The 26,044-nt window shown below is 46.6% G+C and carries 24 protein-coding genes and 4 pseudogenes; 13 read left to right on the top strand and 15 right to left on the bottom strand.

Annotated elements, in window-relative coordinates; translation table 11 throughout:
* Nucleotides 1-73 precede the first annotated feature (73 nt).
* Both EAE30_RS10280 and EAE30_RS10275 read right to left on the bottom strand, forming a co-directional pair.
* Nucleotides 74-1,387 (bottom strand): IS4 family transposase, encoded by a 1,314-nt coding sequence (locus EAE30_RS10280; protein WP_123017329.1) that lies wholly within the window; start codon nucleotides 1,385-1,387, stop codon nucleotides 74-76.
* Nucleotides 1,388-1,561: 174 nt separating this feature from the next.
* Nucleotides 1,562-2,425: a Tim44 domain-containing protein gene (locus tag EAE30_RS10275; protein ID WP_123015829.1), complete on the bottom strand. Its 864-nt coding sequence runs from the start codon at nucleotides 2,423-2,425 to the stop codon at nucleotides 1,562-1,564.
* A 197-nt stretch (nucleotides 2,426-2,622) separates the two neighbouring features.
* On the opposite strand from EAE30_RS10275, the gene EAE30_RS10270 reads away from it, so the two are divergent.
* The 3 genes from EAE30_RS10270 (at nucleotide 2,623) to EAE30_RS10260 (ending at nucleotide 6,238) form a co-directional block, all read left to right on the top strand.
* Entirely contained in the window at nucleotides 2,623-3,213 is a 591-nt protein-coding gene (locus tag EAE30_RS10270) for a TetR/AcrR family transcriptional regulator (RefSeq protein ID WP_123015828.1), read from the top strand.
* A gap of 4 nt (nucleotides 3,214-3,217) precedes the next feature.
* Nucleotides 3,218-5,083, top strand: a complete 1,866-nt coding sequence (locus EAE30_RS10265; RefSeq protein WP_123015827.1) for an MFS transporter — start codon at nucleotides 3,218-3,220, stop codon at nucleotides 5,081-5,083.
* 228 nt (nucleotides 5,084-5,311) lie between these two features.
* Nucleotides 5,312-6,238 (top strand): YeiH family protein, encoded by a 927-nt coding sequence (locus EAE30_RS10260; protein WP_123015826.1) that lies wholly within the window; start codon nucleotides 5,312-5,314, stop codon nucleotides 6,236-6,238.
* Here the strand turns inward: EAE30_RS10260 and EAE30_RS18760 are convergent.
* The 7 genes from EAE30_RS18760 to EAE30_RS10230 form a co-directional block, all read right to left on the bottom strand.
* The gene (locus EAE30_RS18760) at nucleotides 6,222-6,377 is read right to left on the bottom strand and encodes a hypothetical protein (protein WP_164711823.1); all 156 of its coding nucleotides are present in this window, start codon (nucleotides 6,375-6,377) and stop codon (nucleotides 6,222-6,224) included. The genes EAE30_RS10260 and EAE30_RS18760 overlap by 17 nt on opposite strands.
* 84 nt (nucleotides 6,378-6,461) lie before the next feature.
* Nucleotides 6,462-7,946: an o-succinylbenzoate--CoA ligase gene (menE, locus tag EAE30_RS10255; RefSeq protein ID WP_123015825.1), complete on the bottom strand. Its 1,485-nt coding sequence runs from the start codon at nucleotides 7,944-7,946 to the stop codon at nucleotides 6,462-6,464.
* Nucleotides 7,922-8,920: an o-succinylbenzoate synthase gene (gene menC, locus EAE30_RS10250; protein WP_123015824.1), complete on the bottom strand. Its 999-nt coding sequence runs from the start codon at nucleotides 8,918-8,920 to the stop codon at nucleotides 7,922-7,924. The genes menE and menC overlap by 25 nt, the downstream gene beginning before the upstream one ends.
* 127 nt (nucleotides 8,921-9,047) lie before the next feature.
* Nucleotides 9,048-9,914, bottom strand: coding sequence for a 1,4-dihydroxy-2-naphthoyl-CoA synthase (gene menB, locus EAE30_RS10245; protein ID WP_123015823.1), 867 nt, complete (start codon nucleotides 9,912-9,914; stop codon nucleotides 9,048-9,050).
* Nucleotides 9,915-9,929: 15 nt separating this feature from the next.
* Nucleotides 9,930-10,727, bottom strand: a complete 798-nt coding sequence (gene menH / locus EAE30_RS10240) for a 2-succinyl-6-hydroxy-2,4-cyclohexadiene-1-carboxylate synthase (protein WP_123015822.1) — start codon at nucleotides 10,725-10,727, stop codon at nucleotides 9,930-9,932.
* Nucleotides 10,717-12,438, bottom strand: a complete 1,722-nt coding sequence (gene menD, locus EAE30_RS10235; protein WP_123015821.1) for a 2-succinyl-5-enolpyruvyl-6-hydroxy-3-cyclohexene-1-carboxylic-acid synthase — start codon at nucleotides 12,436-12,438, stop codon at nucleotides 10,717-10,719. The genes menH and menD overlap by 11 nt, the downstream gene beginning before the upstream one ends.
* Complete coding sequence (locus EAE30_RS10230) at nucleotides 12,435-13,748, bottom strand: isochorismate synthase (protein ID WP_123015820.1); 1,314 nt, start codon at nucleotides 13,746-13,748, stop codon at nucleotides 12,435-12,437. The genes menD and EAE30_RS10230 overlap by 4 nt, the downstream gene beginning before the upstream one ends.
* A gap of 234 nt (nucleotides 13,749-13,982) precedes the next feature.
* Between EAE30_RS10230 and EAE30_RS10225 the strand changes: the two genes are divergently transcribed.
* The 8 genes from EAE30_RS10225 (at nucleotide 13,983) to EAE30_RS10190 (ending at nucleotide 20,701) form a co-directional block, all read left to right on the top strand.
* Nucleotides 13,983-15,197, top strand: coding sequence for a pyridoxal phosphate-dependent aminotransferase (locus EAE30_RS10225; protein WP_123015819.1), 1,215 nt, complete (start codon nucleotides 13,983-13,985; stop codon nucleotides 15,195-15,197).
* A gap of 87 nt (nucleotides 15,198-15,284) precedes the next feature.
* Entirely contained in the window at nucleotides 15,285-15,869 is a 585-nt protein-coding gene (gene yfbR / locus EAE30_RS10220) for a 5'-deoxynucleotidase (protein WP_123015818.1), read from the top strand.
* Between the two features lie 38 nt (nucleotides 15,870-15,907).
* Nucleotides 15,908-17,218: an anti-phage deoxyguanosine triphosphatase gene (locus tag EAE30_RS10215; RefSeq protein WP_123015817.1), complete on the top strand. Its 1,311-nt coding sequence runs from the start codon at nucleotides 15,908-15,910 to the stop codon at nucleotides 17,216-17,218.
* A 144-nt stretch (nucleotides 17,219-17,362) separates the two neighbouring features.
* A complete protein-coding gene (locus EAE30_RS10210; protein ID WP_123015816.1) occupies nucleotides 17,363-17,707 on the top strand; it encodes a hypothetical protein in 345 nt (114 codons plus the stop codon).
* Nucleotides 17,697-18,176, top strand: a complete 480-nt coding sequence (locus EAE30_RS10205) for a hypothetical protein (protein ID WP_123015815.1) — start codon at nucleotides 17,697-17,699, stop codon at nucleotides 18,174-18,176. Before EAE30_RS10210 ends, EAE30_RS10205 begins: the two co-directional genes overlap by 11 nt.
* Before the next feature lie 343 nt (nucleotides 18,177-18,519).
* Nucleotides 18,520-19,680 (top strand): MFS transporter, encoded by a 1,161-nt coding sequence (locus tag EAE30_RS10200; RefSeq protein WP_123015814.1) that lies wholly within the window; start codon nucleotides 18,520-18,522, stop codon nucleotides 19,678-19,680.
* Nucleotides 19,681-19,944: 264 nt separating this feature from the next.
* Nucleotides 19,945-20,274, top strand: coding sequence for a hypothetical protein (locus EAE30_RS10195; RefSeq protein ID WP_123015813.1), 330 nt, complete (start codon nucleotides 19,945-19,947; stop codon nucleotides 20,272-20,274).
* Nucleotides 20,275-20,362: 88 nt separating this feature from the next.
* The gene (locus tag EAE30_RS10190; protein ID WP_123015812.1) at nucleotides 20,363-20,701 is read left to right on the top strand and encodes a cytosolic protein; all 339 of its coding nucleotides are present in this window, start codon (nucleotides 20,363-20,365) and stop codon (nucleotides 20,699-20,701) included.
* A 113-nt stretch (nucleotides 20,702-20,814) separates the two neighbouring features.
* Here EAE30_RS10190 and EAE30_RS10185 read toward each other — a convergent pair.
* Both EAE30_RS10185 and EAE30_RS19260 read right to left on the bottom strand, forming a co-directional pair.
* Nucleotides 20,815-21,174: pseudogene (locus tag EAE30_RS10185) on the bottom strand (integrase core domain-containing protein); the annotation flags it as partial.
* Nucleotides 21,174-21,335, bottom strand: a pseudogene (locus EAE30_RS19260) (IS3 family transposase); the annotation flags it as partial. The pseudogenes EAE30_RS19260 and EAE30_RS10185, both read right to left, overlap by 1 nt.
* A gap of 288 nt (nucleotides 21,336-21,623) precedes the next feature.
* On the opposite strand from EAE30_RS19260, the gene EAE30_RS10180 reads away from it, so the two are divergent.
* Nucleotides 21,624-21,905 carry a type II toxin-antitoxin system RelB/DinJ family antitoxin gene (locus tag EAE30_RS10180; protein ID WP_123015811.1) on the top strand — a complete coding sequence of 94 codons (282 nt, stop codon included), beginning with the start codon at nucleotides 21,624-21,626 and terminating at the stop codon, nucleotides 21,903-21,905.
* On the top strand, nucleotides 21,905-22,183 hold the full coding sequence (locus EAE30_RS10175; protein ID WP_123015810.1) for a type II toxin-antitoxin system RelE/ParE family toxin: 279 nt from the start codon (nucleotides 21,905-21,907) through the stop codon (nucleotides 22,181-22,183). Before EAE30_RS10180 ends, EAE30_RS10175 begins: the two co-directional genes overlap by 1 nt.
* A gap of 238 nt (nucleotides 22,184-22,421) precedes the next feature.
* Here EAE30_RS10175 and EAE30_RS10170 read toward each other — a convergent pair.
* The 4 genes and pseudogenes from EAE30_RS10170 to EAE30_RS10155 all read right to left on the bottom strand — a co-directional run.
* Nucleotides 22,422-23,488 (bottom strand): annotated as a pseudogene (locus tag EAE30_RS10170) (IS3 family transposase); the annotation flags it as partial.
* Nucleotides 23,489-24,600, bottom strand: a protein-coding gene (locus EAE30_RS10165) for an IS3 family transposase (protein ID WP_241967546.1) whose coding sequence is annotated in 2 segments (ribosomal slippage) — nucleotides 23,489-24,339 and nucleotides 24,339-24,600 — 1,113 coding nt in all. Because the reading frame shifts where the segments join, the coding sequence is not laid out codon by codon here.
* Nucleotides 24,601-25,244: 644 nt separating this feature from the next.
* A pseudogene (locus EAE30_RS10160) lies at nucleotides 25,245-25,415 on the bottom strand (AraC family transcriptional regulator); the annotation flags it as partial.
* A gap of 102 nt (nucleotides 25,416-25,517) precedes the next feature.
* On the bottom strand, nucleotides 25,518-25,949 hold the full coding sequence (locus tag EAE30_RS10155; RefSeq protein WP_123015809.1) for a nuclear transport factor 2 family protein: 432 nt from the start codon (nucleotides 25,947-25,949) through the stop codon (nucleotides 25,518-25,520).
* Nucleotides 25,950-26,044: the final 95 nt, after the last annotated feature.

Below are 26,044 nucleotides of genomic sequence, written 5' to 3'. Positions count from 1 at the left end.
AAGTAAGTGTCCACTGCATTATGAGTGATAAAAACGCCGGCAGGAAGCTTAATGCTTGTAAGTTAAGAGGCATTTAACATCTTTTAGAAGGCCTGGTCGCATAGCGACTGGGCCTTCTTTTTACTGCTCTTGGATAGCTTCGTTCTCTCCTTTCTGGCAGCGTAAAACTCTCAGCCATATCTAAGATGTAATTCATCACCTCCGGGACCCTTCCCGGTGCCACTGACGGCAGTTGCTGTAATTGCCCTATTAAGAACAACGAAGCTTGTTTGAACCCTATCTGGTAAGGCATGACCTTGTTTTGATCGTAAGCCATTTGGCACATCAAGAACCTAAGTAAGTTGTAAGCCAGCAGCATGCCCCATAATTCTTGTTCTACTAGCTCAGGCTTTTTACTTCTTAGGGTTAGGGTGTTTTGCAGCATATATTGCTTCATTTCTCGATAACCAAGTTCGATTTCCCACCGATGGCTATATAGCTCGGCTATGTCTTGCCCTGGGTAACGCAAGGGATCTGTCATTGAGGTTAATAACCGAACTTCCTTCCCCTTTATCGTCTTGGTGATTAATCGAGCCTCGAGTGTTTCTGGTGCATCGTGCCACTTCTTCTTCGCTTGTGGGGATAGCGTTAACTCAACCAGCTCTTGACCACGTCCTAATTGGCGAAGTGTCGTGTATTGCGCCCCTTTACGCATGGGAATTAGCCAATGTCTTTCTGTCCCTGTTGTCTGCCAACGGTGTAAAAGCCCTAGCGCATAAAAACCTCTATCGAAGATAGTCAGGCTATTATCTGGTGATTGCTCTATGAGCTCCGTTGTTAGGTCCACTTCACTTGTTGATGTGGAATCGAACGAAGCGCTATTTAGAAGATGACTAGTCAGTTCCATGTGGCAGACCATGCGCACTTGAGGATATTCGGACGAGCACTTTTGATTCCGAGTCCGACTGAATGTCTCACCGTTTTCTTTCGTATCTGGCGTTCGCCAGACGACGCCGTCGACAGCATGAAGCGTGAGTCCATGCCAGTCTGGATGAGGCGTTTTATCATGCCAAACCTTCTGTGTTTGAGTAAAAACGGATTTCATGACATCGGAGCCCAACCGTTGTCTGGCTTGGATGACGGCACTTGGAGCAACAAATGGCTTCTTACCTGGAAGGAGGATATCCAGTTTCGACACAACTTTCTCCATAGACAAGTGACGATATAAAGACATCCCAACGACACTCCATACCATCATCTCCATAGGCAATCTTCGTCTACGAACTGTGGTAATTCCGGTATCTTCTAAACATTGCGAAATGAGTTCAGGGGAAAGTAGGTCAGATAACCCCGAAAGTTGTTCAGCAGAAAATTTGTGTACTTGGTTAAGTGCTTGTCTTAAAAACATAAAAAAATCCGAGTGCATGAATACACTCGGATTTTGACACGTTAGATGGATCCTTCAACCGATCATTTTAGTCTTAACTGATCGGCATTACGGCAGGAAGCTGGCGTTTTTATCGTCTGGACGTTATCAAAAAAAAACACCATGCTCAGCACGGTGTTTTTTTTATTGAGTCAATCAGGCGTTTTGAATACCAACAATCAGCCATGGCGCATCGGACACCGTCAGATCGCGTTCCAAATGCCAGATGTCTTCGATGTTTTCTTCAATCCCCTCAACCGTATCTCGGTAACGGCCAGAGAATTGCAAACTCAACTGAGCGGTCGTCGCATCGTAGTCGCAACGCACAATTTCCGCATCCACATACATCACATCTGTATGTTGCTCTCCGTCCAGCTTCGCCCGCTCTGCTTTCAAATCGTCAAACAGACTTTGCGACACATATTCACGAATTTTATCTAATTGATTGTAGTTCCATGCTCCTTGGATAATTCGATAATGTTCACGAGCCCCGTTAACAAAAGCCGCTTGATCAAAGCCTGGTGGATAATTGTGCGGCACCTCACTTTGTGCACTTGTGCCAAAACCACCAGTGTGTTGAGGTTGTTCAAAGTGGTGCGTATTGTCCGCAGACGAATCGCGGAAATTGCCCTCGTAGGCGTGCCTATGCTGATTCATACTGGCTTGCTTTGCCGCAAGCGACCCTCGCATTAGACGGAAAATCACAAACGCGATGGCGCCCAGGATCAAAATATCCATAAACTGGATACCGTGGAATCCGCCGCCACCGAGGAGCGCCGCAAACAATCCTCCCGCTAATAAGCCTCCTAATAAGCCCCCCATAAGGCCACGACGATTAGAATTAGTATTCGTGGTCCCTTTTTTATTTAAGGTGCTCGTGTTGCTGTTGTATTTATGCGATGGAGCGGTTTTAAAACTCTTACCGAACGACTTGCCGCCACCAAACTTACGAGCATCCGCGTGTGGTACCACCATCACTGAGACCATAAGTAATGCGACAAATGAAAATAGACGCTTCATAGTAATCCTTTGGTTTATCTACCTGCCTAACAATAGCAAGTAAAGTATGACTCTCCGGATAATAGCCGCTTCATTGCCAGAATCAAACCTTTTCACCAGATACATCTGTATCAGGATATTGCAATCAGAGAAGTCAGTTGACGCTATCGCTGTCGGTCATTATGATAATGAACAATGTACATAATTTTTAGAACGCTATGGCAAGAAGAAACGACCACTCGAGAGAAGAATTGGTTCAAATTACGCTTGAGTCTGTGAAAAACTTCCTTGAGGAGCACTCATATCACGAACTCAGCTTACGAAAAATAGCCGGAATGATAGGTTATGTTCCTAGCACATTAGTCAATGTGTTTGGTAACTATAACCTTCTTTTGTTGCACGTGGTCGCCAATACTTTGGATGAACTTGCCGAGCGCGCTCATGAAGCCGTGGATCATTGCGATGATCCGCAAGAAGCGCTGTACTTACTGGCCTACTGCTATCATGATTTTGCACTCGAAAATCCCTATCGCTGGCAATTGATTTTTGAACATAATATGAATGGCGAGACCTTGCCAGAGTGGCAAAAAGAGCGCATCGATAACATGACGGGCATGCTTGAAGCGCTACTGAACGTTCTTGCACCGCAAAGAACGTCAGACGAAGTGCTGCAAGCCAGTCGGGTATTGTGGTCTGGTGTACATGGCATTACCTTACTGAGCGTCGATGATAAGTTTTTTGCTTCCGCCCCGATTGATGGCAAGGAGCTCATTCAGAATTTGCTCTCCCAATATCTGATGAACTGGTAGTCTTATGCCCAGCTCATCGTTACTCGTAAACCGACGTTTTCTTCCTTACTTCATCACTCAGTTTTGCGGCGCCTTCAACGACAATGTGTTTAAGAACGTTCTTTTACTGCTTGTCGCTTTCACCAGCCAAGATATGCTACCGATATCCAGCAATCTATTTATTAATATCGCTGCGGGCTTATTTATTTTGCCCTACTTTCTCTTTTCAGCCTCGGCGGGCATCCTCGCGGATCATTATGAAAAATCGCAATTTATTCGCTGGGTGAAACTCAGTGAAATTCTCATCATGGCATTAGGTGCGGTGGCTTTTATCACGCACAGCTTTGGAACACTGCTCGGCGTGCTATTTTTGATGGGGACCCAGTCGGCATTTTTCGGACCGGTCAAGTATGCATTATTACCTCAACACTTAACCAAACCGGAAATCGTGCCGGGTAATGCTTTAGTCGAAACGGGCACTTTTCTTGCTATTTTCCTTGGCACTATCGGTGCGGGCATGATTGCGCCCTTGCCTTCAGCGGAATGGATAGCGGCAGGCTGCGTCGTGTTCATCGCGCTTTTGGGATATTTATCGAGCCGTTGGATTCCAGACGCTCCAGCGAACCATTCTCACTATGTGTTTCAATGGCAACCGATCACTCACACCAAACAAACGCTGCAAGTGGTCAAACGCGATCCCTTAATAAAACGCACTATCCTCACAATCAGTTGGTTTTGGTTTTTAGGCGCGGCGTATCTTACACAGTTTCCTAATTTTACTCGTCAATACTTACTCGGGAACGAAACCGCGGTGTCGTTTTTACTCGCGTTATTCTCCGTGGGGATTGCCCTTGGCTCGTTAGCGTATGATAAGTTATCCCACCATCGAGTCGAACTCGGTTCGGTGCCGATTTCAGCGGCCTTGATTTCGCTGTGGGGGTATTTATTTGCGACCCAAATTCCGTCACAGTTACCCGTATTATATGAGTTCAGCGATTTTGTCATCTATCGCCCGTTGTGGCCGACCTTTGCCTATCTATTTTTACTGGGCATCAGCGGAGGTCTCTTCATTGTGCCGCTGTACGCGCTGTTACAACAACGTTCACGTGTCAATGAACGCGCACAAGTCATTGCCGCTTTGAATATTTACAACGCACTATTCATGGTCGGGAGCGCGATACTTGGCATTGTGACACTCAGTGTCATCGGATTAAGCATTCCGCAGCTTTTTGCAATATTGGCCATCATCAACGCTCTCATTACCTTGTGGTTATTGTATCAATATCCCGTCCATGTAGTGCGCCTCGCCATATGGCTCCTATGCCGTCTGCTCTATCGCGTACGCACTCACAATGTCGCCAATATTCCTGAAAGCGGCGGGGCCTTAATTGTGTGCAATCACGTCAGCTATATGGATGCTTTACTGTTAAGCGCCGCCTCTCCGCGACTGATTCGCTTTGTCATGGAGGAAGACTATGCCAACTTCCCGATCATTCGGCACTTCCTACGTCGAGCCGGTGTTATCCCTATCAATGCCACGCGTAGTCAATCGATTCGCCAAGCTTTTCAAGCCGTAGAACAGGCATTGGACGAAGGAGAATTGGTGTGTATTTTTCCGGAAGGACGCTTAACCAGTGACGGAGAAATCCATTCTTTCATGCGAGGCACCGACATTATCTTGCAGCGCAGCACCGCACCGGTCATTCCTGTCGCCATCCGTGGGTTATGGGGGACATACTTTAGTCGTCACCTAGGGCGCGCCTGCAAAGGCATTCCTAAACGATGGTGGTCCAAAGTCGACGTGGTAGTCGGTACGCCCATTGCGGCGGGCCAAGCGAACAATACCATACTGCGTGAGCAGGTACGCCAGCTACGCGGTTCCAAACGCTAACCCTATCTCTTTTCACCATTGATCGGCCAAGCTGAGCGCACGCGCTGGGCTTGGCTTTTTCATCCCTATTCACTAAACGAGCCTGTCCCCGCCTCACGACGGAGCACATATGCGTTCAATAAAACTGAACAGGTGTTAAAGACTTTAAGACTTTAAGACTTTCTGATAGAGCAAGTTAGGCTACAATAACGCTCATTCCAACTCACCAGCACCACGAATGATAAACTTATGATGAAAATAAAAAACCTCTTCTTTTGGTTAGGGCTAATTCTATGCGTCACGCCTGCGATCAACTCCCCCATGGCCTTGATTCTCGGTTTTCTCATCACTTCCTTTGGTCTGGTTCCCCAAGGCATTGCCGTCACAAAAATCACTAAAAAGTTATTAGCCTATTCCATTGTTGGCTTAGGGTTTGGCATCCCATTACAACAAGCGCTCTCAGTGACCGCCCATGGTATCGGGTTAGTAATGACAACCATCATTGGGACATTGCTGATCGGAACAGTCATCGCCTCTTGGATTGGCTTAGATAAGAAAACAGGCCACCTGATTGCCTCCGGCACTGCCATTTGTGGAGGCAGTGCCATTGCTGCGGTCGCGCCCGCTATTGACGCAAAAGATGAGCAAATTGGCGTCGCGCTGGGTACGGTGTTCGTTTTAAACTCTGTCGCGCTGTTTCTCTTTCCGATGATTGGCCATGCTTTGCAGTTAGATCAGCAAACCTTTGGGACATGGGCTGCCATTGCGATTCATGACACCTCGTCAGTCGTCGGCGCTGCCTCTGCCTATGGCGCCGACGCATTGAAAACGGCGACCACTCTCAAATTAGCACGAGCGTTATGGATTGTTCCTGTCGCCTTTGTCAGTGCGTGGCTGTTTCGTAGTCACACAAAGAAAGTCACCATTCCTTACTTCATCCTGTTTTATTGCGTTGCTATCGCGATTACCGCGCTATTCCCGCAAGGACACCGCATCTATCACCTTGTATTTATTCTCTCGAAACAAGCCTTGGTTGTCTGTCTTTACCTCATCGGCTGTGGCATTTCCATTCAGCGCTTAAAGCAGTCGGGTCCAAGACCCTTTCTTTTCGGTGTCACTCTATGGATACTGATTTCCTGTACATCGTTAAGTTGGCTACTTACTCATCCGCTGTAGTACGAGTTGGCTCTGATAACGCTAATGCAATACAAGAGAGAAAGGCACTAAGCTGCGCAGCGTAGCATAACCAACCTTGCTCAGTGAGGGCGATGCCAATTTGCATCAGAATTGAGAGGAGTAAGATGAAACGGATCATCGTTCGCCATCCTTATGCGGTTCATCATAATGGCGTTAGTATGAGAAACTCTCGATGAAAGCGGAAATACGCTTTTCATCTATCTCATAACTTTTCTTTTGGTAAGGGGAGTGAGGATGGAAAGTGACACTGCAACAACCAGTCGTGTAACGCTCGTCTTGGCGGTTTAATGCCGCCATTGGCCAAATGACTGGGCATGGCATAATACGCGATAGGCCATTTAAATTTTTCCAATTTATCTTGGCACCAATGGTGCCAATCTATTGTGTCCAACGCCACATTGGCTTGCACAATCGCGACGGGCCTAGCCCCATAAGTAACATCATTGACTGGTACAACAATCGCACTGCGTACCTCATCATGTTGGTTCAGTACCGCTTCGATTTCTTCACAGTGAATATTTTCACCACCCGAGATAAACTGATTATCCGCTCGTCCCAAAATGATCAACTGTCCGCTCTCTTGCCAGAACCCGAGATCCTGGGTATCAAACCATCCATCGTCGTTCAGCAATGAGGTCAATACGCCTTGATGATAGTAACCACTTGCTAAGGTTGCGCCGCGTAGAAAAATACGCTGCCCGCGGACCATCAGCTCTCGATTGGGGAGTACAGCGCCGACTCCGTCCCCTTGCTGCACTCGGCGCGCGGTCACGGTCGATGCCGCTTCTGTCATTCCATATCCCAACCACGTTTCGATGCCTAAAGCAGCCGCGCGTAGCCCAAGCGCTTGCGGTATATGACTCCCCCCAAGCAACACACGAGATAAACATAGTGACTGCTCACTTTCGAGTAACCTTTGTAATTGCAGCGGAACCAAAGAGGCATGCGTTACTCCGGTCATATCTTCCAGTAAATGTCCGGTCCCCACTTTGAGACTGCCCCCCGCGGCCAGCCAGCGGTAGACAATCGACAAACCAGAGACGTGATATAAAGGCAAGCTTAATAACCAGCACTCATCACATGTGAAACGTAACCACTGCAAAAGCCCGGTGGCCGAAGCAAAATGCTGCTGATGGGTATGCGCCACAGCTTTCGGTGTCCCAGTCGATCCGGAGGTAAAAATTAGGCTCGCAAGGGATTGCGCATCATAATGACAAAGATAAGGGGCAGACTTCGCCCGCGGTTGGGGGCCACGAGCATGCAAAGACGTCATCACGATATGATGTATCTGGCGAGGCATCTGTTGACGATCAAGCGAAAACGCCAAATCAGGAGAAAACCAAACAAAGGCCGTACTGTGAGGCGGATACAGTGTCGTGAGTTTACGCGCCAATAGCGCTTCTGGTTGCGGCATGGTCAGCGCACAAGTCGCACCGATCTGATGTGCTGCCAACATCAGCAGCAGCATATCAGGGTGATTTTTGCCGACCATCGTCACTACATCTTGAGCTCTCACACCTTGTTGATAAAGCTGATCACTCACGCTGTCCACCTCATCACACAGTGCTTGCCATGTATATACCGCATTCTCTGTGTATAACGCGACCGCCATTGGCGCAATCGTGCGCCAATGTTGCCACATCGGTATTGTCGGTAATTCGGTTATTGCCTTGCGGTTTGATCCCATATCAATTCCAATTCCTCAAAACCTTTGACCGGTAACGAACAGCCCGGCCATGGTGTTATCAATTGTTCTTGGAACAAGTCAACCGTATCGAGTCCAGGGATCGAGTTAGGGGCGACTAACGTGGCCCATCGTGCTAATTGGGTTAATCCTAAGCTCGATTCAATGCTAGAGCTCACCACAACCTGCATATTCATCGCATTGGCTTGCTCAATCAAACTTTGACAATACGCTAGCGACCCCAGCACCATAGGTTTGATAATAAGTGCACGCCCACCGGTTAAATCCGCGACGCTAAAACCGGGCTGTTGCGCCCCATCTTGCAGGGTTTCATCCCACGCAATGAACACTCCAGAATCCAAAGAAAACGACAAGCTATCGGACGGTTTATGACAAGGCTCTTCAATAAACACAATTCGGTGGCGTAATGATTGCGGCAAATAGCTAATAAACTTATCGGCTTGCTCACGAGTCCAAGCCCGGTTCGCGTCCAATCGTAATTGCAAGTCAGGCATCGATTCTAAAAGCAGAGACACCATCATGCCATCACGAATTGGTTCGTAGCGCCCCACTTTGACTTTGGCGATTTTATCGCCGGGCATATTACTTAAAGCTGGCCACAAATCTTCCGCGTCACCTTTGCATAATGGCGCGGTATTGTAGTTCCCCTCTAAAGGGAGTTGTTGATTCAATTCCATCTCCGCCATGGATAAACCACAAGCGACCGAAGGAAACGCATCTTGATAATGAAACTGTCTAGACTCCAGCCAAGCACTCATCATTTCTTTGGCGAGGGCCCCCGCTTCTTCAACACTTTCGGGACTAAACCCGGGTAAAGGAGCAATTTCCCCATAACCGGTTTTGTCTTGCTCACTGAGCGCGACAACATAGCCGATGCGATGAGTTAATTTATTGTTTCGAAGTACGACACCACTGTCCATAGGCAAAGTGTAGCGGTAGAGTTTTGCGCTGCGCATAACGCGTCTAACCTTTTTAAAAATAGAGTGATACGTAATGATACTGAGCGAGCCAATACCACTACGTATCAATATAGCTTTCCCTAGGCCGCCAGAAAGCTACGCTCTCTGACGACCTAGATGGAGGCTATGGATTACGTGGGAATTTATCGAAGTCTGGATGACGCTTTTCATTGAAAGCGTTACGACCTTCTTGGCCTTCCTCGGTCATGTAGAACAACATTGTAGCATTCCCTGCAAGTTCTTGCAGTCCTGCTTGTCCATCACAGTCTGCGTTTAAGGCCGCTTTTAAGCAACGCAATGCCATAGGACTATGTTGTAACACTTCCCGACACCAGCGAACCGTTTCTTTTTCAATATGTTCGAGCGGCACAACCGTATTGACTAATCCCATATCTAGCGCTTCTTGGGCATCATAGAAACGACATAAAAACCAAATTTCACGCGCTTTCTTTTGTCCGACAATACGCGCCATATAAGATGCGCCCCATCCTCCGTCGAACGACCCCACTTTGGGTCCGGTTTGACCAAATTGCGCGTTCTCCGCAGCGATGGTTAAATCACACATCATATGCAGCACATGACCTCCGCCGACGGCCCAACCAGACACTTGAGCGATCACCGGTTTTGGACACGTCCGAATCTGACGTTGAAAATCCAACACATTCAAATGGTGGGTGCCTTCATCGTCTTGATAACCGCCGTAATCCCCACGGATTTTCTGATCACCACCAGAGCAAAAGGCTTTTTCGCCAATCCCCGTTAAAATGATCACACCAACGCGTTCGTCATAACGTGCATCGGCCAGAGCATGAATCATTTCTTTCACCGTTTTAGGTCGAAATGCATTATGAACTTGTGGACGAGCAATGGTAATTTTTGCAATACCATCGACCGATTTGTGAAAGTGAATATCTTCATAGTCTGCGCTGCAATCACGCCACTCTACTGGTGCATAAAGTGCTTCTTCTGAAATACCGACCGTTTTTGCCATGGAAAACCCCAATTATTATGCTAATCCACCTAACGCTGTGGTGGTTATGAAATGATGAATAAGAGCCGCGAATGTCTGTGGCTGCTCTTTGTGAACATTATGCCCCGCACCGTGAACAACCTGCGTTGGCAGACCATACCCTTGAGCTAGATGCAGGAATTTTTCGTCTTTATCGCCGCAAATGTACAACTTAGGCAGCGACACCCCTTGCAATGCAGAAACCAAATCACACTGAGTTCCAAGTGAGGTCGCCGCGAGCATATGGGCGATCGCCTCTCCCGAGTTATGCGCTCTCGCCTGAATCAACATGTGTCGTTGTTGGGAGGTTAGAGAGCGAAAAACAGGTTGTTGATACCAAGCGTTTAATACACTTTCTATCGGTTCGTACGCAAAGCGTTGTGCCCATTGCCTATCATGCGCTAAGCGTGTCAATCGCTCCGCCTCGCCCGCCAAGCCGGCATTACCGCTTTCCAAGACCAGCCCACGCAAATTAACACTCTTCAGCATGCCACTCGTCGCAGCCACCATGGCCACTCGTGCTCCTAAAGAGTACCCCATCAATATCACGGGCTGCTGCGCCCCCAACTGCTGAATAATGGTATCGACGACCTGTTGGGCACACGCTTGCAGATCCTCACAGCGCTGCGCTTGGCTCCCTCCATGCCCGGGTAAATCCACCAACAGGTGGTCATAGCTTTTTAGCGCATGCACGGTGTCTAACCAATCGTCACCGCTGCCCAATAAGCCATGTAACCAAACCAAAACCGGTTGCTGAGAAGACGGTGCCGTGGAGACTCTCTGGCTATAAAGCATGGACGTGCTCCACCAGCTGCTGAATATGCTGCGCGGCCTCTTGTGGCGGCGTGGACACTTCCACCAGTAAGGTGCCAGTACCGGTTTCCCAGTGCTGTTGAATAACACGTTGGTAGTCATGGAGCGAACTTGGATTGGCATAGCTTAAACCAAATTGCGCCGCCGCGTGGGCGAAGTCGTAGCCGTGGGGCATACGGTATAACGCGTCTCGTTTAGCGGCATCCACGGGAAGCAAATCAAAAATCGCACCGCCATCATTATTGGTCACCACCACTACCATCGGTTGTGTGACCGAGCGCAACAACGCCAGAGAATTCAGATCATGCAACAAGGCGGTATCACCAATCACCACCAGCAATCCATCTTGTAACCCTCGCTGCACGCCCGCTGCAGTCGCAATTAATCCATCAATCCCAGAGGCCCCGCGATTACTATAAACAGGCACATCGGTGAGCGTGCTCAACATATCAATCATCCGGATCATTAAGCTATTCCCCAAAAAGAGCGGGTGTTGCTCAGCGACCTGATTCAACGTGAGGGCAACCGCAACTTCGGATAAGCGATCTTGATTCAAGTGCAAGGTGGCGAACAACGCACACTCATCAGCCAAAGGCCATAACGCCTCTCCCCAGCCTTGGTATAAGGATCTGAGCGGCTCATCAACACTCTCATCAGAGGTTAAATAGGGCGCGGTCCAGACTTGTGGCATCATCATCCAGCGTTGCTGTGGTAAGTGGCTTTGGTTGTGCTGTGCTTCGTCAGGGGTGACCACCTCATAAAGTGCACCACGCACCTGAACTTGCTCGGCAATCCACTGATTCAATCGCTTAGAGACAATACGCCCACCAAACTGCACAATATGCTCACATTGGGAAAGCAGCTCAACCGCATTAGGATTGGTTAACCACAGGTCATAATGCTCCCACGGGCTGGTGATCCCAGACTGCGGGTCACATAAATAAGGCCACCCCATTTTTTCAGCAAAGGCCGCCGCCGATTGTGCTTGGCGCAAAGCCACTGCCCCAATCACCACTAAGCCTTTGGTTTGATGCAAAGGCATCGCAGGCGCATCTAAATGTTGCATGCTCGAGCGCTGAGAATAAGGATGACGAGAAGCCTGCCAAGTGGCGATTGGCGCGCAATAGTCCGCGTACACTGATTCACATTGCGCCGTGTATAGAGGCTCAGGATACGGGCAGTTAATATGCACACTACCGCCATGCTGGCGCTGTTGATGCATGGCTTCATCCACACAACTGAGTAACCACGTTAATGGCGTCTGTGTCGACGGCGAAGGCAAGTTGACACTGTGCGTGACATGCTCAGAAAAAATACCCGGTTGATAAATGGCTTGATTTGCACCGCAACCAACAAGATCCACCGGCCGATCCGATGAAAGCACGATCAATGATTCCCCAGTCAGTTTCGACTCAACAATCGCCGGCAATAAATTGGCTACCGCGGTGCCTGACGTGACAATAATCACGACCGGTTGCTGAGTCGCTTTCGCTAAGCCTAGCGCCATGAACCCTAAGCCGCGTTCATCAAAATGGGTGTGCAAGTGCAACGTCTCATGGGCATCCGCCTCTAGAATCAAAGGGGTCGAGCGTGAGCCCGGCGCGGCGCACACATGCTCCACGCCCCAACGTGTCAACTCCTCTAGCAGCGTTCGACTCCAAATACGGTTCAATAAAGCTTGATCGTGCGTCATACGAGAATGTCCTCTTGCTGCATATCCGTCACTAGACTCTTTAACGTCGCCATTTTTTTGTCCAGCTCTTGCCATTCCATCGCCGCATCAGATCCGGGCACAATGCCGGCTCCGGCAAACAAACGGACTTCCCGCTCTAACACCAATGCACTGCGAATGGCGACACAAAACTCAGCATGCTCTCGGCTGACATACCCCATTGAGCCGGCATACCAACCTCGAACAAAGGGCTCATTATTGAGAATAAATTCGTAAGCGGATTGCCGAGGTAAGCCAGACACTGCAGCCGTCGGTTGCATTGCCGTCAGCAGCTCGGCGCCATCAATCCCCTCTTGCAAAGTGGCGGTGATCCGGCGACGTAAATGTTGCACCTGACGCAGTTTGACTAAACCGACATGCGGCTCGACAGCCAAGTCATCAGACAGCGGATCCAAACGGCTGACAATATCATCCACAACATACTGATTTTCGTTAACGTTTTTCTTATCGTGTAACAGCCATTCCGCGTTTTGTTGGTCTAAGTCGGGGGTCGCTCCGCGCCCAATCGTTCCGGCTAATGCTTCGGTAAAAACCAAGGCTCCTTGTCGCTGATATAAGCGTTCCGGCGTCGAGCCGACAAAGGCGTAATGCGGAGTGAGCGCCAACATAAAATGAAAGCTGTCTTTGTTGTAACGACGACTTTCTTTAAGCAAACGGGCCGCACTGACATGCTCAGAGAGACCAAGACGAGTTTCGCGTGCCAATACCACTTTTTTAAAGCAATGTTGCTCAATGCCATGCAGCACTTGCCCAACTAACTGTGACCATTGTCTCTGATTCGGAGTATGACTCTGCGTCATAATCGACACGTTCTTATGGTTGGCGGGAGAACTGACCGCCACAAATTGCCGCAAGGTGGAGAGCACGGTATCGCGATCATCGTTAATATTGGCCGCGAGATACCAAGCATTCCCACGACGAATCACTTCAATCTGTGGTAAGAAAAAGTATTCAGGCAAGCAATGCGGATTTTTCGAGGTCTTGCCATCGAATGAGCGGCCGCCCCACACACGCTGATTGTCACCGAGTCCTTGATACACCGCCTGCGATTGTACTGACGTAAACGTCGTCAGCGCGCCTAACGCCATCACTTCCTCATCACCACTACGAGGTTGCCAATAAAACTTGGGATACACGGGTTGTGCATCAAGCCAATCAAGTGTGAAGACTGAGTTCGAGGCAGTGAGCGGCAATTCGACACGCACGGCATCGCTTGGAGCGTGATGAATTCGTTCGGTCAACTGAGTTATGGTCTGCTGGAAGTAAGTCAAAGTGACCTCGGCAATACAGGGCTGCGGGAATGGCTTCCACTGTATGGAGAGCCCTAGGTGAAATCAAGCCTGTAGTACGCCTTTCCTGCGTTTCATTGAGGTAGCTCAATTTTGGTGAGAAAACTACCGCCGAGATTCCACAGTGAAGAGCAAGAATTTCCAGTTTTTTATTCTAAATAAATAGCAATTAGTGTACTTTAATAAAGCAAAGCAACTAAATACAGGAACCAAATAATGCAAAATATCGGGATGTCGTCAAAACTCGATAATGTCTGCTATGACATTAGGGGACCAGTGCTCAAACATGCTAAGAGAATGGAAGAAGAAGGGAATAAAATACTGAAACTTAATATCGGTAATCCCGCCCCTTTTGGTTTTGATGCCCCGGATGAAATCCTCGTGGATGTCATTCGTAACCTACCTACATCGCAAGGTTACGCCGATTCGAAAGGGATTTATTCCGCGCGTAAAGCCGTGGTCCAACACTATCAAAAGAAAGGCATTCGCACGCTAGACGTGGAAGATGTCTACATCGGTAACGGCGTTTCAGAGCTGATCGTAATGGCGATGCAGGCGCTATTAAATAACGGCGACGAAATGCTCGTGCCCGCGCCGGATTATCCACTGTGGACGGCCGCCACCTCATTATCGGGCGGAAATGCGGTCCACTATATTTGTGATGAACAAGCCGATTGGCTGCCCGATCTTGATGATATTAAAAAGAAAATTAACAAGAAAACGCGCGGCATTGTGTTGATCAACCCGAATAACCCAACGGGTGCGGTCTATTCACGCGACTTTTTACTCGAAGTCATCGAGTTAGCTCGTCAGCATAACCTGATTATCTTTGCCGATGAAATCTACGACAAAGTCCTCTACGACGGCGCGACCCACACCTCGATTGCCACGCTGACAGAAGATGTCTTAGTAATGACATTTAACGGTTTATCAAAAGCCTATCGCGTTTGCGGCTTCCGTGGCGGTTGGATGTTTTTGACCGGCCCCAAACACCTTGCGCAAGGTTATATTGCCGGGTTGGATATTTTGTCTTCTATGCGCCTGTGTGCCAATGTACCGATGCAGCATGCCATTCAAACCGCACTGGGTGGATACCAGAGTTTGAACGAACTGTTATTGCCTGGTGGCCGTTTACTAGAGCAACGCGATCGCGCTTATGAATTGCTCAACCAAATTCCGGGTGTATCATGCGTGAAACCCAAAGGTGCCATGTATCTGTTCCCGAAATTGGACAAGAAAAAATTCAACTTGAAAGACGATCAGAAACTGGTGCAAGACTTTTTAATCCAAGAAAAAGTGCTACTAGTGCAAGGCACTGGATTCAATTGGCCTGAGCCGGATCATGTGCGCATTGTGACACTTCCCCATGTGGAAACCTTAGAAATCGCACTGGGCCGTTTTGAACGTTTCCTCAGCACGTATCGCCAATAAATCGCTCAAATCCATTAACTTAGGTTGGTGAAAGCGGCTCTCTTTTGTACACTGGTTTTTCTTGACGATAAAAAGGATTACCCCACCATGAAAGAGAGCCATTTTTTTGCTCATCTCGATCGTATGAAACTCATTCAGCGCTGGCCGCTGATGCGTTCCGTATCGAAAGAGAATGTCTCTGAGCACAGCCTGCAAGTGGCTTTTGTTGCACATGCCCTTGCGGTGATTAAGAACAAAAAATTTGGTGGTCAACTCAACCCTGAGCGTATTGCCCTCAAAGCCATGTACCACGACAGCAGTGAAGTACTGACCGGCGATCTGCCAACGCCCATCAAATATTCCAATCCGCATATTGCGAAAGAATATAAAAAAATTGAATCGGCAGCGGAACACCGTTTACTGTCCATGTTGCCTGACGATTTACAAGACGACTTTGCCCCTTTCATTCTCAGCGAGCACGCCGATCCCATCGATGAAGCCATCGTCAAACAAGCCGATTGTCTCTGCGCGTATTTAAAATGCTTAGAAGAGCTCAGCGCCGGTAACCAAGAGTTTGCTCTGGCTAAAAAACGCTTAGAAGTCACACTCGATGAACGTCAGAGTCCAGAAATGAACTATTTTTTACAAACATTTGCGCCCAGTTTTGAACTGAGCTTAGATGAAATCAGCTAAACGTAATCATAGGTTTTATCGGCCACCTTGGAGGTGACATGTCTTTTTTAATCAGTGACCAATGGAATGAACGCAAAGACGATGAGCATAAAATTCGTCGTCATGATCACCGCAGCCCCTTTCAGCGCGACCGTGCGCGCGTGTTGCACTCGGCCGCCTTCCGACGCTTACAATCCAAAACACAAGTCCATGGCAGCAGTACTAATGACTTTCACCGCACTCGCTTAACCCATTCCTTAGAAGTGGCACAAATTGGCACGGGCATCGTGGCACAAATTAAAAACAAGCAACCCGATTTTCGCCCACTGATGCCCTCGGACAGCCTCATTGATTCATTATGCTTAGCTCATGATATTGGTCATCCACCCTATGGTCATGGCGGCGAGATCGCCCTCAACTATATGATGCGTGAACATGGGGGCTTCGAAGGTAACGCGCAAACCTTTCGCATTGTGACCAGTTTAGAGCCGTACACCGAACACCACGGCATGAATTTATCGCGGCGAACCTTACTTGGGTTATTAAAGTACCCAGCGCTATTAAGCCATACTCGAGCGAGCAAACAGCCTGAGCCAGTGTTGCATCAGCGGCAACTCAAAGCGCGCGACTGGCTCCCAGCCAAAGGCATTTATGATTGTGATGTCAGTTTGCTCAATTGGGTACTCGCGCCACTTTCAGAGAACGACCGTACCTTGCTCAATACATTGCGAGAGCCGCACACCAATGCGTATGAGCATCAGAAAACACGCTTTAAATCCTTAGATTGCTCCATCATGGAACTGGCCGATGACATTGCTTATGGCGTACACGATTTGGAAGATGCCATCGTGATGGGGCTGGTCACCCAACACCAATGGGACGCCCATGCTAAACCCGATTTGCAAGCACAACAAGGTTGGTTTGCAGAGCAAATCGAAACGTTGACCGAGATGTTATTTTCCGACAAGCACTATATTCGTAAAGACGCGATTGGTGGCATCGTCAATTCTCTTTTAACCAGCATTCGAGTCGACAAAGTACCCGCTTCTTTTGACAGCGATCTCTTAGCGTATAACGCGTACTTGGAGCCAAATATGGCACACGCGTTGGAAATTTTAAAAGGGTTTGTGAGCAACGATGTCATTCACGTTCCCCAAGTTCAACGTTTTGAATACAAAGGCCAACAAATCATCATGGATTTATTTGAAGCGCTCAGCGCGGATCCAGAACGTTTGCTGCCCGCCGCCACCAGTGAAAAATGGTGCCATGCCGAAGCCTCTCGCGGCGATGGGATGCGCGTACTGTGCGATTACATTGCCGCCATGACCGATGGTTACGCGCAGAAAATTCATCATGAGATGTTTGGTTGATCGTTGGCCGATACGTTTACAGCATGAAGCTTTTATATGGCTTGGTTTTTAAATGTGAGGCTTGCCATACAAATAACTGCATTACTTGTTTTTGTAGATCATTTTTAATATAACCACGATAAACAACGTCAGTTGAGGTTATAAATGAAAGGCGATTATTGTGGGTTAAATGAATTTAAACCCAATCAAAGAACACTAGATGCGATAAATGACATGAATGACATAACTGATATGTCTCGAGTATTGAGAGGTGTTTTATCTGCTGTTCCTGCATTTCAAATTTTTGTCGGTAAAAAGAGCTATTCTTGGTTTTCAACAGCGAGTTCAGCAAAAGATATTTACTCCTATGATTGGGAACAGTTTCACCAAGCAATGAAATCGGTAGATAAAGTGGAGCGTGAACAATTGAATCGTATTGCTACTACTACCGCTATGTATTCAAAAGGCGACGACTATAGATTTTGGAAGTGTGTACAAAATGCATTATAAAAAATTATTTATTATCAGCATTTGCTTAATTAGCGTAAATGTTAGTGCAAATACATGGAAGCAGGAGTTAAAACATCGAGTTCAAACAACACATCAACAGTTTACGAGTGCAATAGAACGATGTGACAACCAGAGGTTATCTTCACCGAAGAAAATACAATCATCATGGTTTGATAAGCTTTCTAAAGAAAAAAAGTTTGCTGCAATTACTTATCTTTCTTTCATGGCTGATGAACACTGTTATGAGAAAGAACTAAATGCTTACAGTGGCGCATTAGTGAATTACGTTTCTGAAACAGGTGATCGAAAGCAGTTAAATACACTCATAAAAACGAGACGTGTTTATCAGCCAACGGGAACAGAGCAGTATTTTAATTCAATTGATATTTCAAAACTAAAATCTATAGCCGAAAAATCAGAGCTTCAAACACCATTTGATTCACTAGCATTAGCCGATCTATATCGTTAAAATTATAAACAAGATGCCCATATTTTTTATCGTTCTATGGGGTTCTTGTTTTTATGATGGACAAAACTCTGATTAAGGCCATTTATCAAGCATTGTCTACATCATTCTCCCAATCTCATCGACATAATATGCTCACTATTTGCCGATTTTTCGCGGATTTTTCAGGTTTTCGCTTCAATAAAAGTCTTTAATCGTCAAGGTCACAATTTTTCGTTGTACGTGAGGAAAAAAAAGATCGATATTCGCCCCGATCATAATCATTTCCCTGTATCAAAACGAATTCAGAGGTAAGCACACTGGCTTAACTCTCGAGGTCGTTTGACATTATTTTGAGGCCAAGTCGTTGAACAATTCCGATGTCATTACCGCATCACCTCGGATCGCTATCCCAGTGATCGCACTCACTTTATTTGCCGTTGCGTCAGGCTATTTGATGAGCCTAATCCCAATGATTCTGCCTGTTTATGGTTTGAATGAACACATCGCCAATTGGTTAGCCAGCGCCTTTTTTATCGGTAATTTTGTTGGAACGTTCTACACACAAAAAAACGTCAAACGCTATGGATATCGTAATGCATTCATCGCGTGCCTCATCACATTAATGGTCACCACACTCGCGTTACCTGTCTTTATCCATGCGTGGACTTGGATGATGCTGCGCTTTGTTGGTGGTATCGCCGTCGCGGGCATTTTTGTGATTGTCGAATCGTGGTTGTTACACGGTAATGAGTCCGGCCGCGCTAAACGGCTTGGTATCTATATGATCGCGCTTTACCTAGGGACCACCGTGGGTCAATTAGGCATCTCTACCATTGGTATTACCGGCTATGCGCCCTTTGTATTCATCGCTATTGTGCTTTCAATGTCAGCCATGACCTTGGTAAAAGCAAAAGGCGAGCAGCCAGACGCAAGTGAAAGCGCCAAAATGTCATTGAAGCAGATGTCACGTCTCAGCCATTCGGCTTTAATCGGTGGCGTGGTGTCTGGATTAACCACGGCGGCAATATACGGCTTAATGCCATTAGAATTAATGAAGCGCGGACTTAACAGCCAAGAAGCTGGGAGTTTAATGGCCGTTGTGATTGTCGGCGCAATGGTTGTGCAAGTCCTCATTCCCAAGCTGACTCAATATTTAGGCCGCAACCTATTAATGGCACTGCTGTGTTTCATCGGATCGGCCGCGGCAGCCATTGTGATGTTGGATGGTGGCGTGGTAACGCTCGCTATATGCTTATTTTTAATCGGTGCCGCCTCCTTTGCCTTATACCCGATTGCGATCAACCATGCCTGCTTGAATTTAAACGCGAGTTACATCGTGTCGGCCACCCAAGCCATGCTATTTTGTTATAGCATCGGTTCTATTATTGGGCCTTTGGCAGCAGATTGGTTTATGCAAAATCATCAAGGGGTGATGGCCTACCTGTTTGTCACGTTACTGGCAACGTGCTTGTACATGCTGGTTGCTAGCGTAAAAACCAAACATCAATGGGTCGCTGGCAAGTAATCACTGACTCATTCAATACACCACGTCACAAGCCGTATGATTTGTATCATGCGGCTTTTTCCTTTTTCAGAGAACCTCGCCCTCGCCAAGTTACACCACACAAACCGCCCTATTCGCTGCACCTAATCTGAATAGCCACGATGCGCCCCAGTGTATGCGGCCACTCAGCTAGGTAGAACACAGTGTTTTTGTGGTTTTTTTGCATCAACGTCCATGATAGGTTTCTGTGGGTCATCGATGGTCAAACACAGAGGAACCAACTCAATGAAAAAGTCAGACAAAAAAATGGACAATGCCTTGCGTTTAGCGTTGACGGAGGTGTGTGAGCAAGCCAAGGAGAATCACACTGGATTTGAGTGGTTAACCCATCAAGTGAATTACGCCGATTTTCCGCGCTCATTAGCCATTATTTGTGTGTTTGATACCCGTCATCATGTAGAACAGGCCGACAAAGCCTCCATCATCACGCAGATCAAACACGCCCTACGACCTTTGAATGTCTCGCTCAATAACGCAGACAAACAGATACGATTTGATTCGGAAGAAAGCTGCGCGTTAGAACATCAAGGACGCTGGAACAAACGCTTATCGTAACCAGCCGTTTGACGGTTTGACCAAAATCTCTACTGCGCTCTCTTCTGAAAGTGATACACTCTTCGCATCAAAACGACCAAGGAACGCTATGTTTATCCATCATGTTAACGGCATTGACTGGCTGGTGATTACCGCCTTTGAAGAGCTCAAACCACTGTTTATCGACGATGCCGGTGCGATCCCCTCTTACTTCTCTAGCACTAGCGAATTGAGCCTGATAGAGCAAGCCAAGCGCGCTTATGGATATTTGCCGACACTCAGCGGCGTCATCACCGATACGGGCACCTTTCAACGCCCAGGCAATGAGGAAGATTTAGAGCCACAGCTTGCCTGCTTAGTCGAGGGGCGTGGCCGAGTGTTTATCTACCACGGCGGCTTTGTGGCGTTTGTCGATGACGAACAAACCTTTATTACCCGCATGGACTAAACAGCGCTCGGTCAGTGGCAAGAATGAGGCAAAACCGTTGTGACACTTTGCCTCTTTAATAAAGCAAATCTGAATAAAAATATTTCAGGGCTGTTGTGTAAATCTCCCCCTAATTAGTTACACCCGTAATTCGAGCTTTCAGCCTGTTCATACCTCATTAAATATTCCCATGGGGTCAGATCATTCAGTGAGCTATAAGGGCGCTCTTCGTTATATTCTCTGATCCAATTGTCCGTTAATTCTCGAACTTTCTTCAGTGTTTTGAAGACGTACATATCGAGAATTTCAGTGCGGTATGTGCGATTAAATCGTTCAATGTACGAGTTCTGAGCCGGTTTTCTTGGTTGGATAAATTCCAACTCAATATCGTATGCTTCTGCCCACATCGCTAATGTCGTGGGGATAAATTCAGGGCCATTATCCATTCGTAGTTTCTCAGGATAGCCTCGCCATGCAATGACCCGTTCAAACACCTATTTATAAAATATGGGTGTCTTTTTTGTTTTAATTTTTTTGTTTTACTAGGACCATAGCGCTTAATCTAGGCGTAAAGACTGTGTGTGGTAGTACCTAAACCCTGAGCAACGTCAGCAACAGAATGGCCGGCAATAGTGACTTGTTTTACGGCTTTAATTTCTGTAGATCATCTTCAGCTAGAAAATCATGCGTTGCCCTGACCGACGCTTCCCAGATTTCTATCAGCTTAAGGTGATCTGCTTTTTCTACGATCTCAATATTCATCACTAAACCCGATTGAAAATTTAACGCTGCAAACAGTGACGCTTTCACCAATGCCACAGCACATTTAAAACATTAAACCACAAATAACCAAGCGTTAAGCGTCCATTGATTTGCTTTGTTAGTTGCCCTCCGCCCACACCAGTGCTAACATTTGTATACACAACAAATTCAGGAGTTACCCATGGACACTAGAATTCAATTTCGTGTTGATGAAGAAACAAAACGTTTAGCCCAACAAATGGCTGAAAGCCAAGGTCGAACGCTTAGTGATGCTTGCCGTGACCTCACCGAACAACTCGCTGAACAACAACGTAAAGCATTATCCCATGATGCTTGGCTAACTGAACAAGTTAATCTCGCATTTGATAAATTTGACTCTGGGCGAGCTGTATTCGTTGACCATGAATCAGCCAAAAATCGTATGGCTTCTCGCAAAGCAAAAATCCGTAACCGGGGTCAATAATGATTTACTGGGAAGAAGAGTCTTTAAACGACCGAGAAAAAATCTTTGAGTTTCTGTACGATTTTAACCCTGATGTAGCTGAAAGAACCGACGACATTATTGAAGCCAAAGTTGAAAACCTAAATGAACAACCGTTAATGGGAGTTCAACGTGATGGCATTCGAGGTCGATTACTCATTATTCCTGAAGTATCAATGATCGTTTCGTATTTTGTCGATGGTTCTAATATTCGAATTATGCGTGTTCTTCATCAAAAGCAAAAATTCCCAATTGAGTAACAGAAGCTGATTAAGCAACTAACGCCCGCATCTTACGAATCCCCTCATAATTTCTATATAAAACAATGAGTAGACGCGCATCGCTCATTCTGATCTAATGAATTTCGCCAAAAACACACTTGATTCAATGAATTTAATAGGGAGCCCTAATGATGTGCGATGTTCATAATACTAATAGTAAAATACTGTAAGCGCACCACAAACCCCACATTCTAATCACGCATTGCCCACTTCCCCTTTAATGAGACAGTGCTGAACTAGAGTTTTCCAGTTTTGCTCGGTAAGCTGCCGGAGGCAGGTTACCCAAACTTTCATGGGTTCGTTCTTCGTTGTAATCCAGTCGCCAGAGCCAAGCCATGTCTCTCACCTGACTGAGATTTTCAAACAAGTAAGCATCCAGAAACTCTCTACGGAATGAACCATTAAAGCGTTCAACAAAGCCATTTTGCTGTGGCTTTCCTGGCTGGATAAATACCAATTCAATATTATTGCTTTCACACCAATCTGTCAGCGTTGCCGAAATGAGCTCCGGGCCATTATCCATACGCAACTGAGTTGGTAAACCACGCTCAGCCTTAAGCTGCTCTAGCACTCGTACCACGCGGCCAGCGGGCAAAGACGTATCAACTTCAATCGCAAGACACTCCCGCGTGGCTTCATCCACCACATTCAGTGTTCTGAACCGTTTGCCGCAATATAAAGTGTCATGCATAAAGTCCAACGCCCATTGATGGTTTGCCTGATCCCGCACTTCTAAGGGCTTTGCTATTCTCTTCGGCCGTACTCGTTTTGTTCTGCGTCTTAGATTTAACCCCATCTGGCAGTAAACGCGATAGACACGTTTATGGTTAAACGTGAAGCCCTTGAAACGTATTCGACCAAAACACTTCCAGAAGCCTGCTCGTGGCGACTTCTCCAACACCGCATTGATCGCATCAATGACAGCAGCATCCATTTTGCGCCAGTCGCGTTCTGGGCGATAAAAGGTCGCTCGGCCAATACCAACAAACGAACAGGCCCTGACGATACTTAGCCCCGCCTCAACCAAGAGGCTGGCACACTCGCGTTTGTCTGCTGTCACCAACCCTTTTTTGCGACAAGCTCCTTAATGGCATTATTTTCCAGACTGACATCCGCAAACATCTTTTTGAGCTTGGCATTTTCTTCTTCAAGCTCTTTCAATCGTTTTACGTCAGACGCTTCCATACCACCGTACTTGGACTTCCAATTGTAAAACGTCGCACTGCTGATACCGTGCTGGCGGCATACTTCCTCAACCTTCATACCAGTGTAAACCTCCCCTAATTAGTTACACTCATAATTAGAGTTTTCAACCCGTTCATATTTCATTAAATATTCCCATGGGGTCAGATCATTCAGTGCACCATGAGGACGCTCTTCGTTGTATTCTCTGATCCAGTCTTCCGTTAATTCTCGAACTTCCGTTAGTGTTTTGAAGACGTACATATCCAGAATTTCAGTGCGGTATGTGCGATTAAATCGTTCAATGTACGAGTTTTGAGTGGGTTTTCCTGGTTGGATAAATTCCAACTGAACATCGTGCTTTTCTGCCCACGTTGCTAATGTTGTGGAGATAAACTCAGGGCCGTTGTCCATTCGTAGTTTCTCAGGGTAGCCTCGCCAAGCAATGACTCGTTCAAGCACTCGAACTACTCGCTGAGTGGGTAAACTCAGATCAACGTCGATGGCCAACGCTTCTCGATTAAAATCATCCACCACATTGAAGGTTCGGAATCGACGTCCACATTGTAAGCTGTCACTCATAAAATCGATTGACCAGCACCGGTTCTCTGACAACGGTACACTCAGTGGCTCTGGGTGACGATTTGGCAGACGCTTTTTCCCTTTACGGCGTTTATTGAGTTTCAACTCGCAGTAAATCCGATAAATCCTCTTATGATTCCATGTCTTACCCCAGCGACGAAGGATCTTGAGTAATAAACCAAAGCCGTATGCTGGATAGCGCTCAACGGCTTGTTGTAATGCACTTATCACTTCTTGGTCATCGCTCGCTTTAGGCTGATATCGATAAACCGAATCACTGATGCCAACTGCGCGACATGCTAGACGCAAACTGACTTTGTGTACCTGGCGTACATAGTCAACCAGTTCACGTCTTATCGCTGGCTTTACAGCTTTTTTTCGATGATATCTTTGAGAATTCGGTGCTCTAAGCTCAGCTCGGCAAACATCGATTTAAGACGACGATTTTCGTCTTCCAGCTCTTTTAACCGTTTAACGTCCGATGCTTCCATACCACCATATTTAGATTTCCAGTTGTAATAAGTGGCATCAGATATTCCGTATTCTCGGCAGACTTCCTTGATAAGGCGACCACCTTCGACTTCTTTCAAAATTTTCACGATCTGTGTTTCGGTATAGCGTGATTTTTTCATAGCGAGTTCTCCCTGATTCATTCAGTGTATGCTGAAGAACTCCAAAATGGTATGCCACTATTTTAGGGGATGATTACACCAGCATCCACTTCCTTTAAAACCCCGATAATCTGAGATTCTGTATAGCGTGATTTTTTCATTGTCGTCTCCTAAATTAATCATTGTAGAAAACTCTAATTAAGTCTGTCTCAGTTTAGGGGAAGTGGACAACTGGGCGAATACTTCGCGATGATAAACGCGGCCATATTGATGTATCACTTACCCCAATTCTGCAAAGGCTCAATATCCCATCCGATAGCTGGCTCATCATTACAAACGAATTTGAGCAGCACACGCATATCGCGGTAGGCAAAGAAGCGAATCTAACCCGCTACTATCAACACTGTGATTACCAACGCCGACCGAAAATCACTCAAACCAAAAAGCTACTGGCTTAATCACTTTACTCATTCCGATAGACTCCAATAATCACTGTATTGGCACGCCCTCTTTATGCTCAAAAGACGAAAGCGTCGAGTTAAAGCGTGAATTCTACTTACAAACTCTATAATAATCGTCAAACCCAACTATCGCATCGTAAAAATGGGAGGATGACAATCAAGGTAATGCTCATTTATAAACTATGGGTGTCTGGTTTACTTTAACTCTAAATGTTGCTGAGATTGAATCGTCACCCCGTTCATTGAAGTGACGTATTGAGAGGGGCTCGTTATTTGCACATTCCAACCAGCGCCTTTCATTCGATTCAAAATGCCCGCCGCTATAAATGAATCCAGTTCATTAAATCCGTCAAAAGTTAGTACAGCAATGTCCATATTTGCTCCTATTTTCCTAATACTGAGTTAATCAGTGCTGTACTTAACCCTCGAAAACTCATTACCTTATACCATAAACACCGGACATAAATGCACGAATTGTCATGCATTACTTCCCTCTGATAGCACAGAAATTCTTTCTAAATCTCGACTCGGAAAATCAGGATCCACATACACGTACATGCGACTTATTAAGTTTCCGCTAAATTCAAATACACTACAAAAACGGCCAATGGACACATTGTTATCCGGCCAAGAAGTACCGTCACTCATGACGCCGCCTTCCTGTCCTTCAACGATTACTTTGTTTCCAGCCGTTGTTATTTGAAAACCGTCTATATCGTGCCAGATACTGCTCAACGAGCTACCAATTCTATTACCAAACTCTACTAAGGCATCCTTTCCTTTCACCTGTCCAAATTTAGGAAAGAAAAAATCAATATCCTCGGAGAATAGGTCTAAATAGCTAGGGTCACCCGCATCTATTTTTTCGAAATACTTAACTGCTAAATCAACTAAATTGTCTTTTTCCATAACTATTCATCAATCCATATTATTTTTATAAATAACACCGCATTAAGGTGTGAGCGACGCTGGGCTATACTTGAACGAAGCGAAAGCGCCAAGCG

Source organism: Vibrio zhugei (assembly GCF_003716875.1).
Taxonomy (GTDB): Bacteria; Pseudomonadota; Gammaproteobacteria; order Enterobacterales; family Vibrionaceae; genus Vibrio; species Vibrio zhugei.
The sequence above is the reverse complement of the archived record's forward strand: the minus strand, read 5'-3'. Positions and strand labels throughout refer to the sequence as shown.

Excerpts from the sequence above, each read along its gene's own strand:
- EAE30_RS10280 (WP_123017329.1), bottom strand. The coding sequence starts at position 1,387 with ATGTTTTTAAGACAAGCACTTAACCAAGTACACAAATTTTCTGCTGAA.
- EAE30_RS10275 (WP_123015829.1), bottom strand. The coding sequence starts at position 2,425 with ATGAAGCGTCTATTTTCATTTGTCGCATTACTTATGGTCTCAGTGATG.
- EAE30_RS10270 (WP_123015828.1), top strand. The coding sequence starts at position 2,623 with ATGGCAAGAAGAAACGACCACTCGAGAGAAGAATTGGTTCAAATTACG.
- EAE30_RS10265 (WP_123015827.1), top strand. The coding sequence starts at position 3,218 with ATGCCCAGCTCATCGTTACTCGTAAACCGACGTTTTCTTCCTTACTTC.
- EAE30_RS10260 (WP_123015826.1), top strand. The coding sequence starts at position 5,312 with ATGATGAAAATAAAAAACCTCTTCTTTTGGTTAGGGCTAATTCTATGC.
- EAE30_RS18760 (WP_164711823.1), bottom strand. The coding sequence starts at position 6,377 with ATGATCCGTTTCATCTTACTCCTCTCAATTCTGATGCAAATTGGCATC.
- menE (WP_123015825.1), bottom strand. The coding sequence starts at position 7,946 with ATGGGATCAAACCGCAAGGCAATAACCGAATTACCGACAATACCGATG.
- menC (WP_123015824.1), bottom strand. The coding sequence starts at position 8,920 with ATGCGCAGCGCAAAACTCTACCGCTACACTTTGCCTATGGACAGTGGT.
- menB (WP_123015823.1), bottom strand. The coding sequence starts at position 9,914 with ATGGCAAAAACGGTCGGTATTTCAGAAGAAGCACTTTATGCACCAGTA.
- menH (WP_123015822.1), bottom strand. The coding sequence starts at position 10,727 with ATGCTTTATAGCCAGAGAGTCTCCACGGCACCGTCTTCTCAGCAACCG.
- menD (WP_123015821.1), bottom strand. The coding sequence starts at position 12,438 with ATGACGCACGATCAAGCTTTATTGAACCGTATTTGGAGTCGAACGCTG.
- EAE30_RS10225 (WP_123015819.1), top strand. The coding sequence starts at position 13,983 with ATGCAAAATATCGGGATGTCGTCAAAACTCGATAATGTCTGCTATGAC.
- yfbR (WP_123015818.1), top strand. The coding sequence starts at position 15,285 with ATGAAAGAGAGCCATTTTTTTGCTCATCTCGATCGTATGAAACTCATT.
- EAE30_RS10215 (WP_123015817.1), top strand. The coding sequence starts at position 15,908 with ATGTCTTTTTTAATCAGTGACCAATGGAATGAACGCAAAGACGATGAG.
- EAE30_RS10210 (WP_123015816.1), top strand. The coding sequence starts at position 17,363 with ATGAAAGGCGATTATTGTGGGTTAAATGAATTTAAACCCAATCAAAGA.
- EAE30_RS10205 (WP_123015815.1), top strand. The coding sequence starts at position 17,697 with ATGCATTATAAAAAATTATTTATTATCAGCATTTGCTTAATTAGCGTA.
- EAE30_RS10195 (WP_123015813.1), top strand. The coding sequence starts at position 19,945 with ATGAAAAAGTCAGACAAAAAAATGGACAATGCCTTGCGTTTAGCGTTG.
- EAE30_RS10190 (WP_123015812.1), top strand. The coding sequence starts at position 20,363 with ATGTTTATCCATCATGTTAACGGCATTGACTGGCTGGTGATTACCGCC.
- EAE30_RS10180 (WP_123015811.1), top strand. The coding sequence starts at position 21,624 with ATGGACACTAGAATTCAATTTCGTGTTGATGAAGAAACAAAACGTTTA.
- EAE30_RS10175 (WP_123015810.1), top strand. The coding sequence starts at position 21,905 with ATGATTTACTGGGAAGAAGAGTCTTTAAACGACCGAGAAAAAATCTTT.
- EAE30_RS10155 (WP_123015809.1), bottom strand. The coding sequence starts at position 25,949 with ATGGAAAAAGACAATTTAGTTGATTTAGCAGTTAAGTATTTCGAAAAA.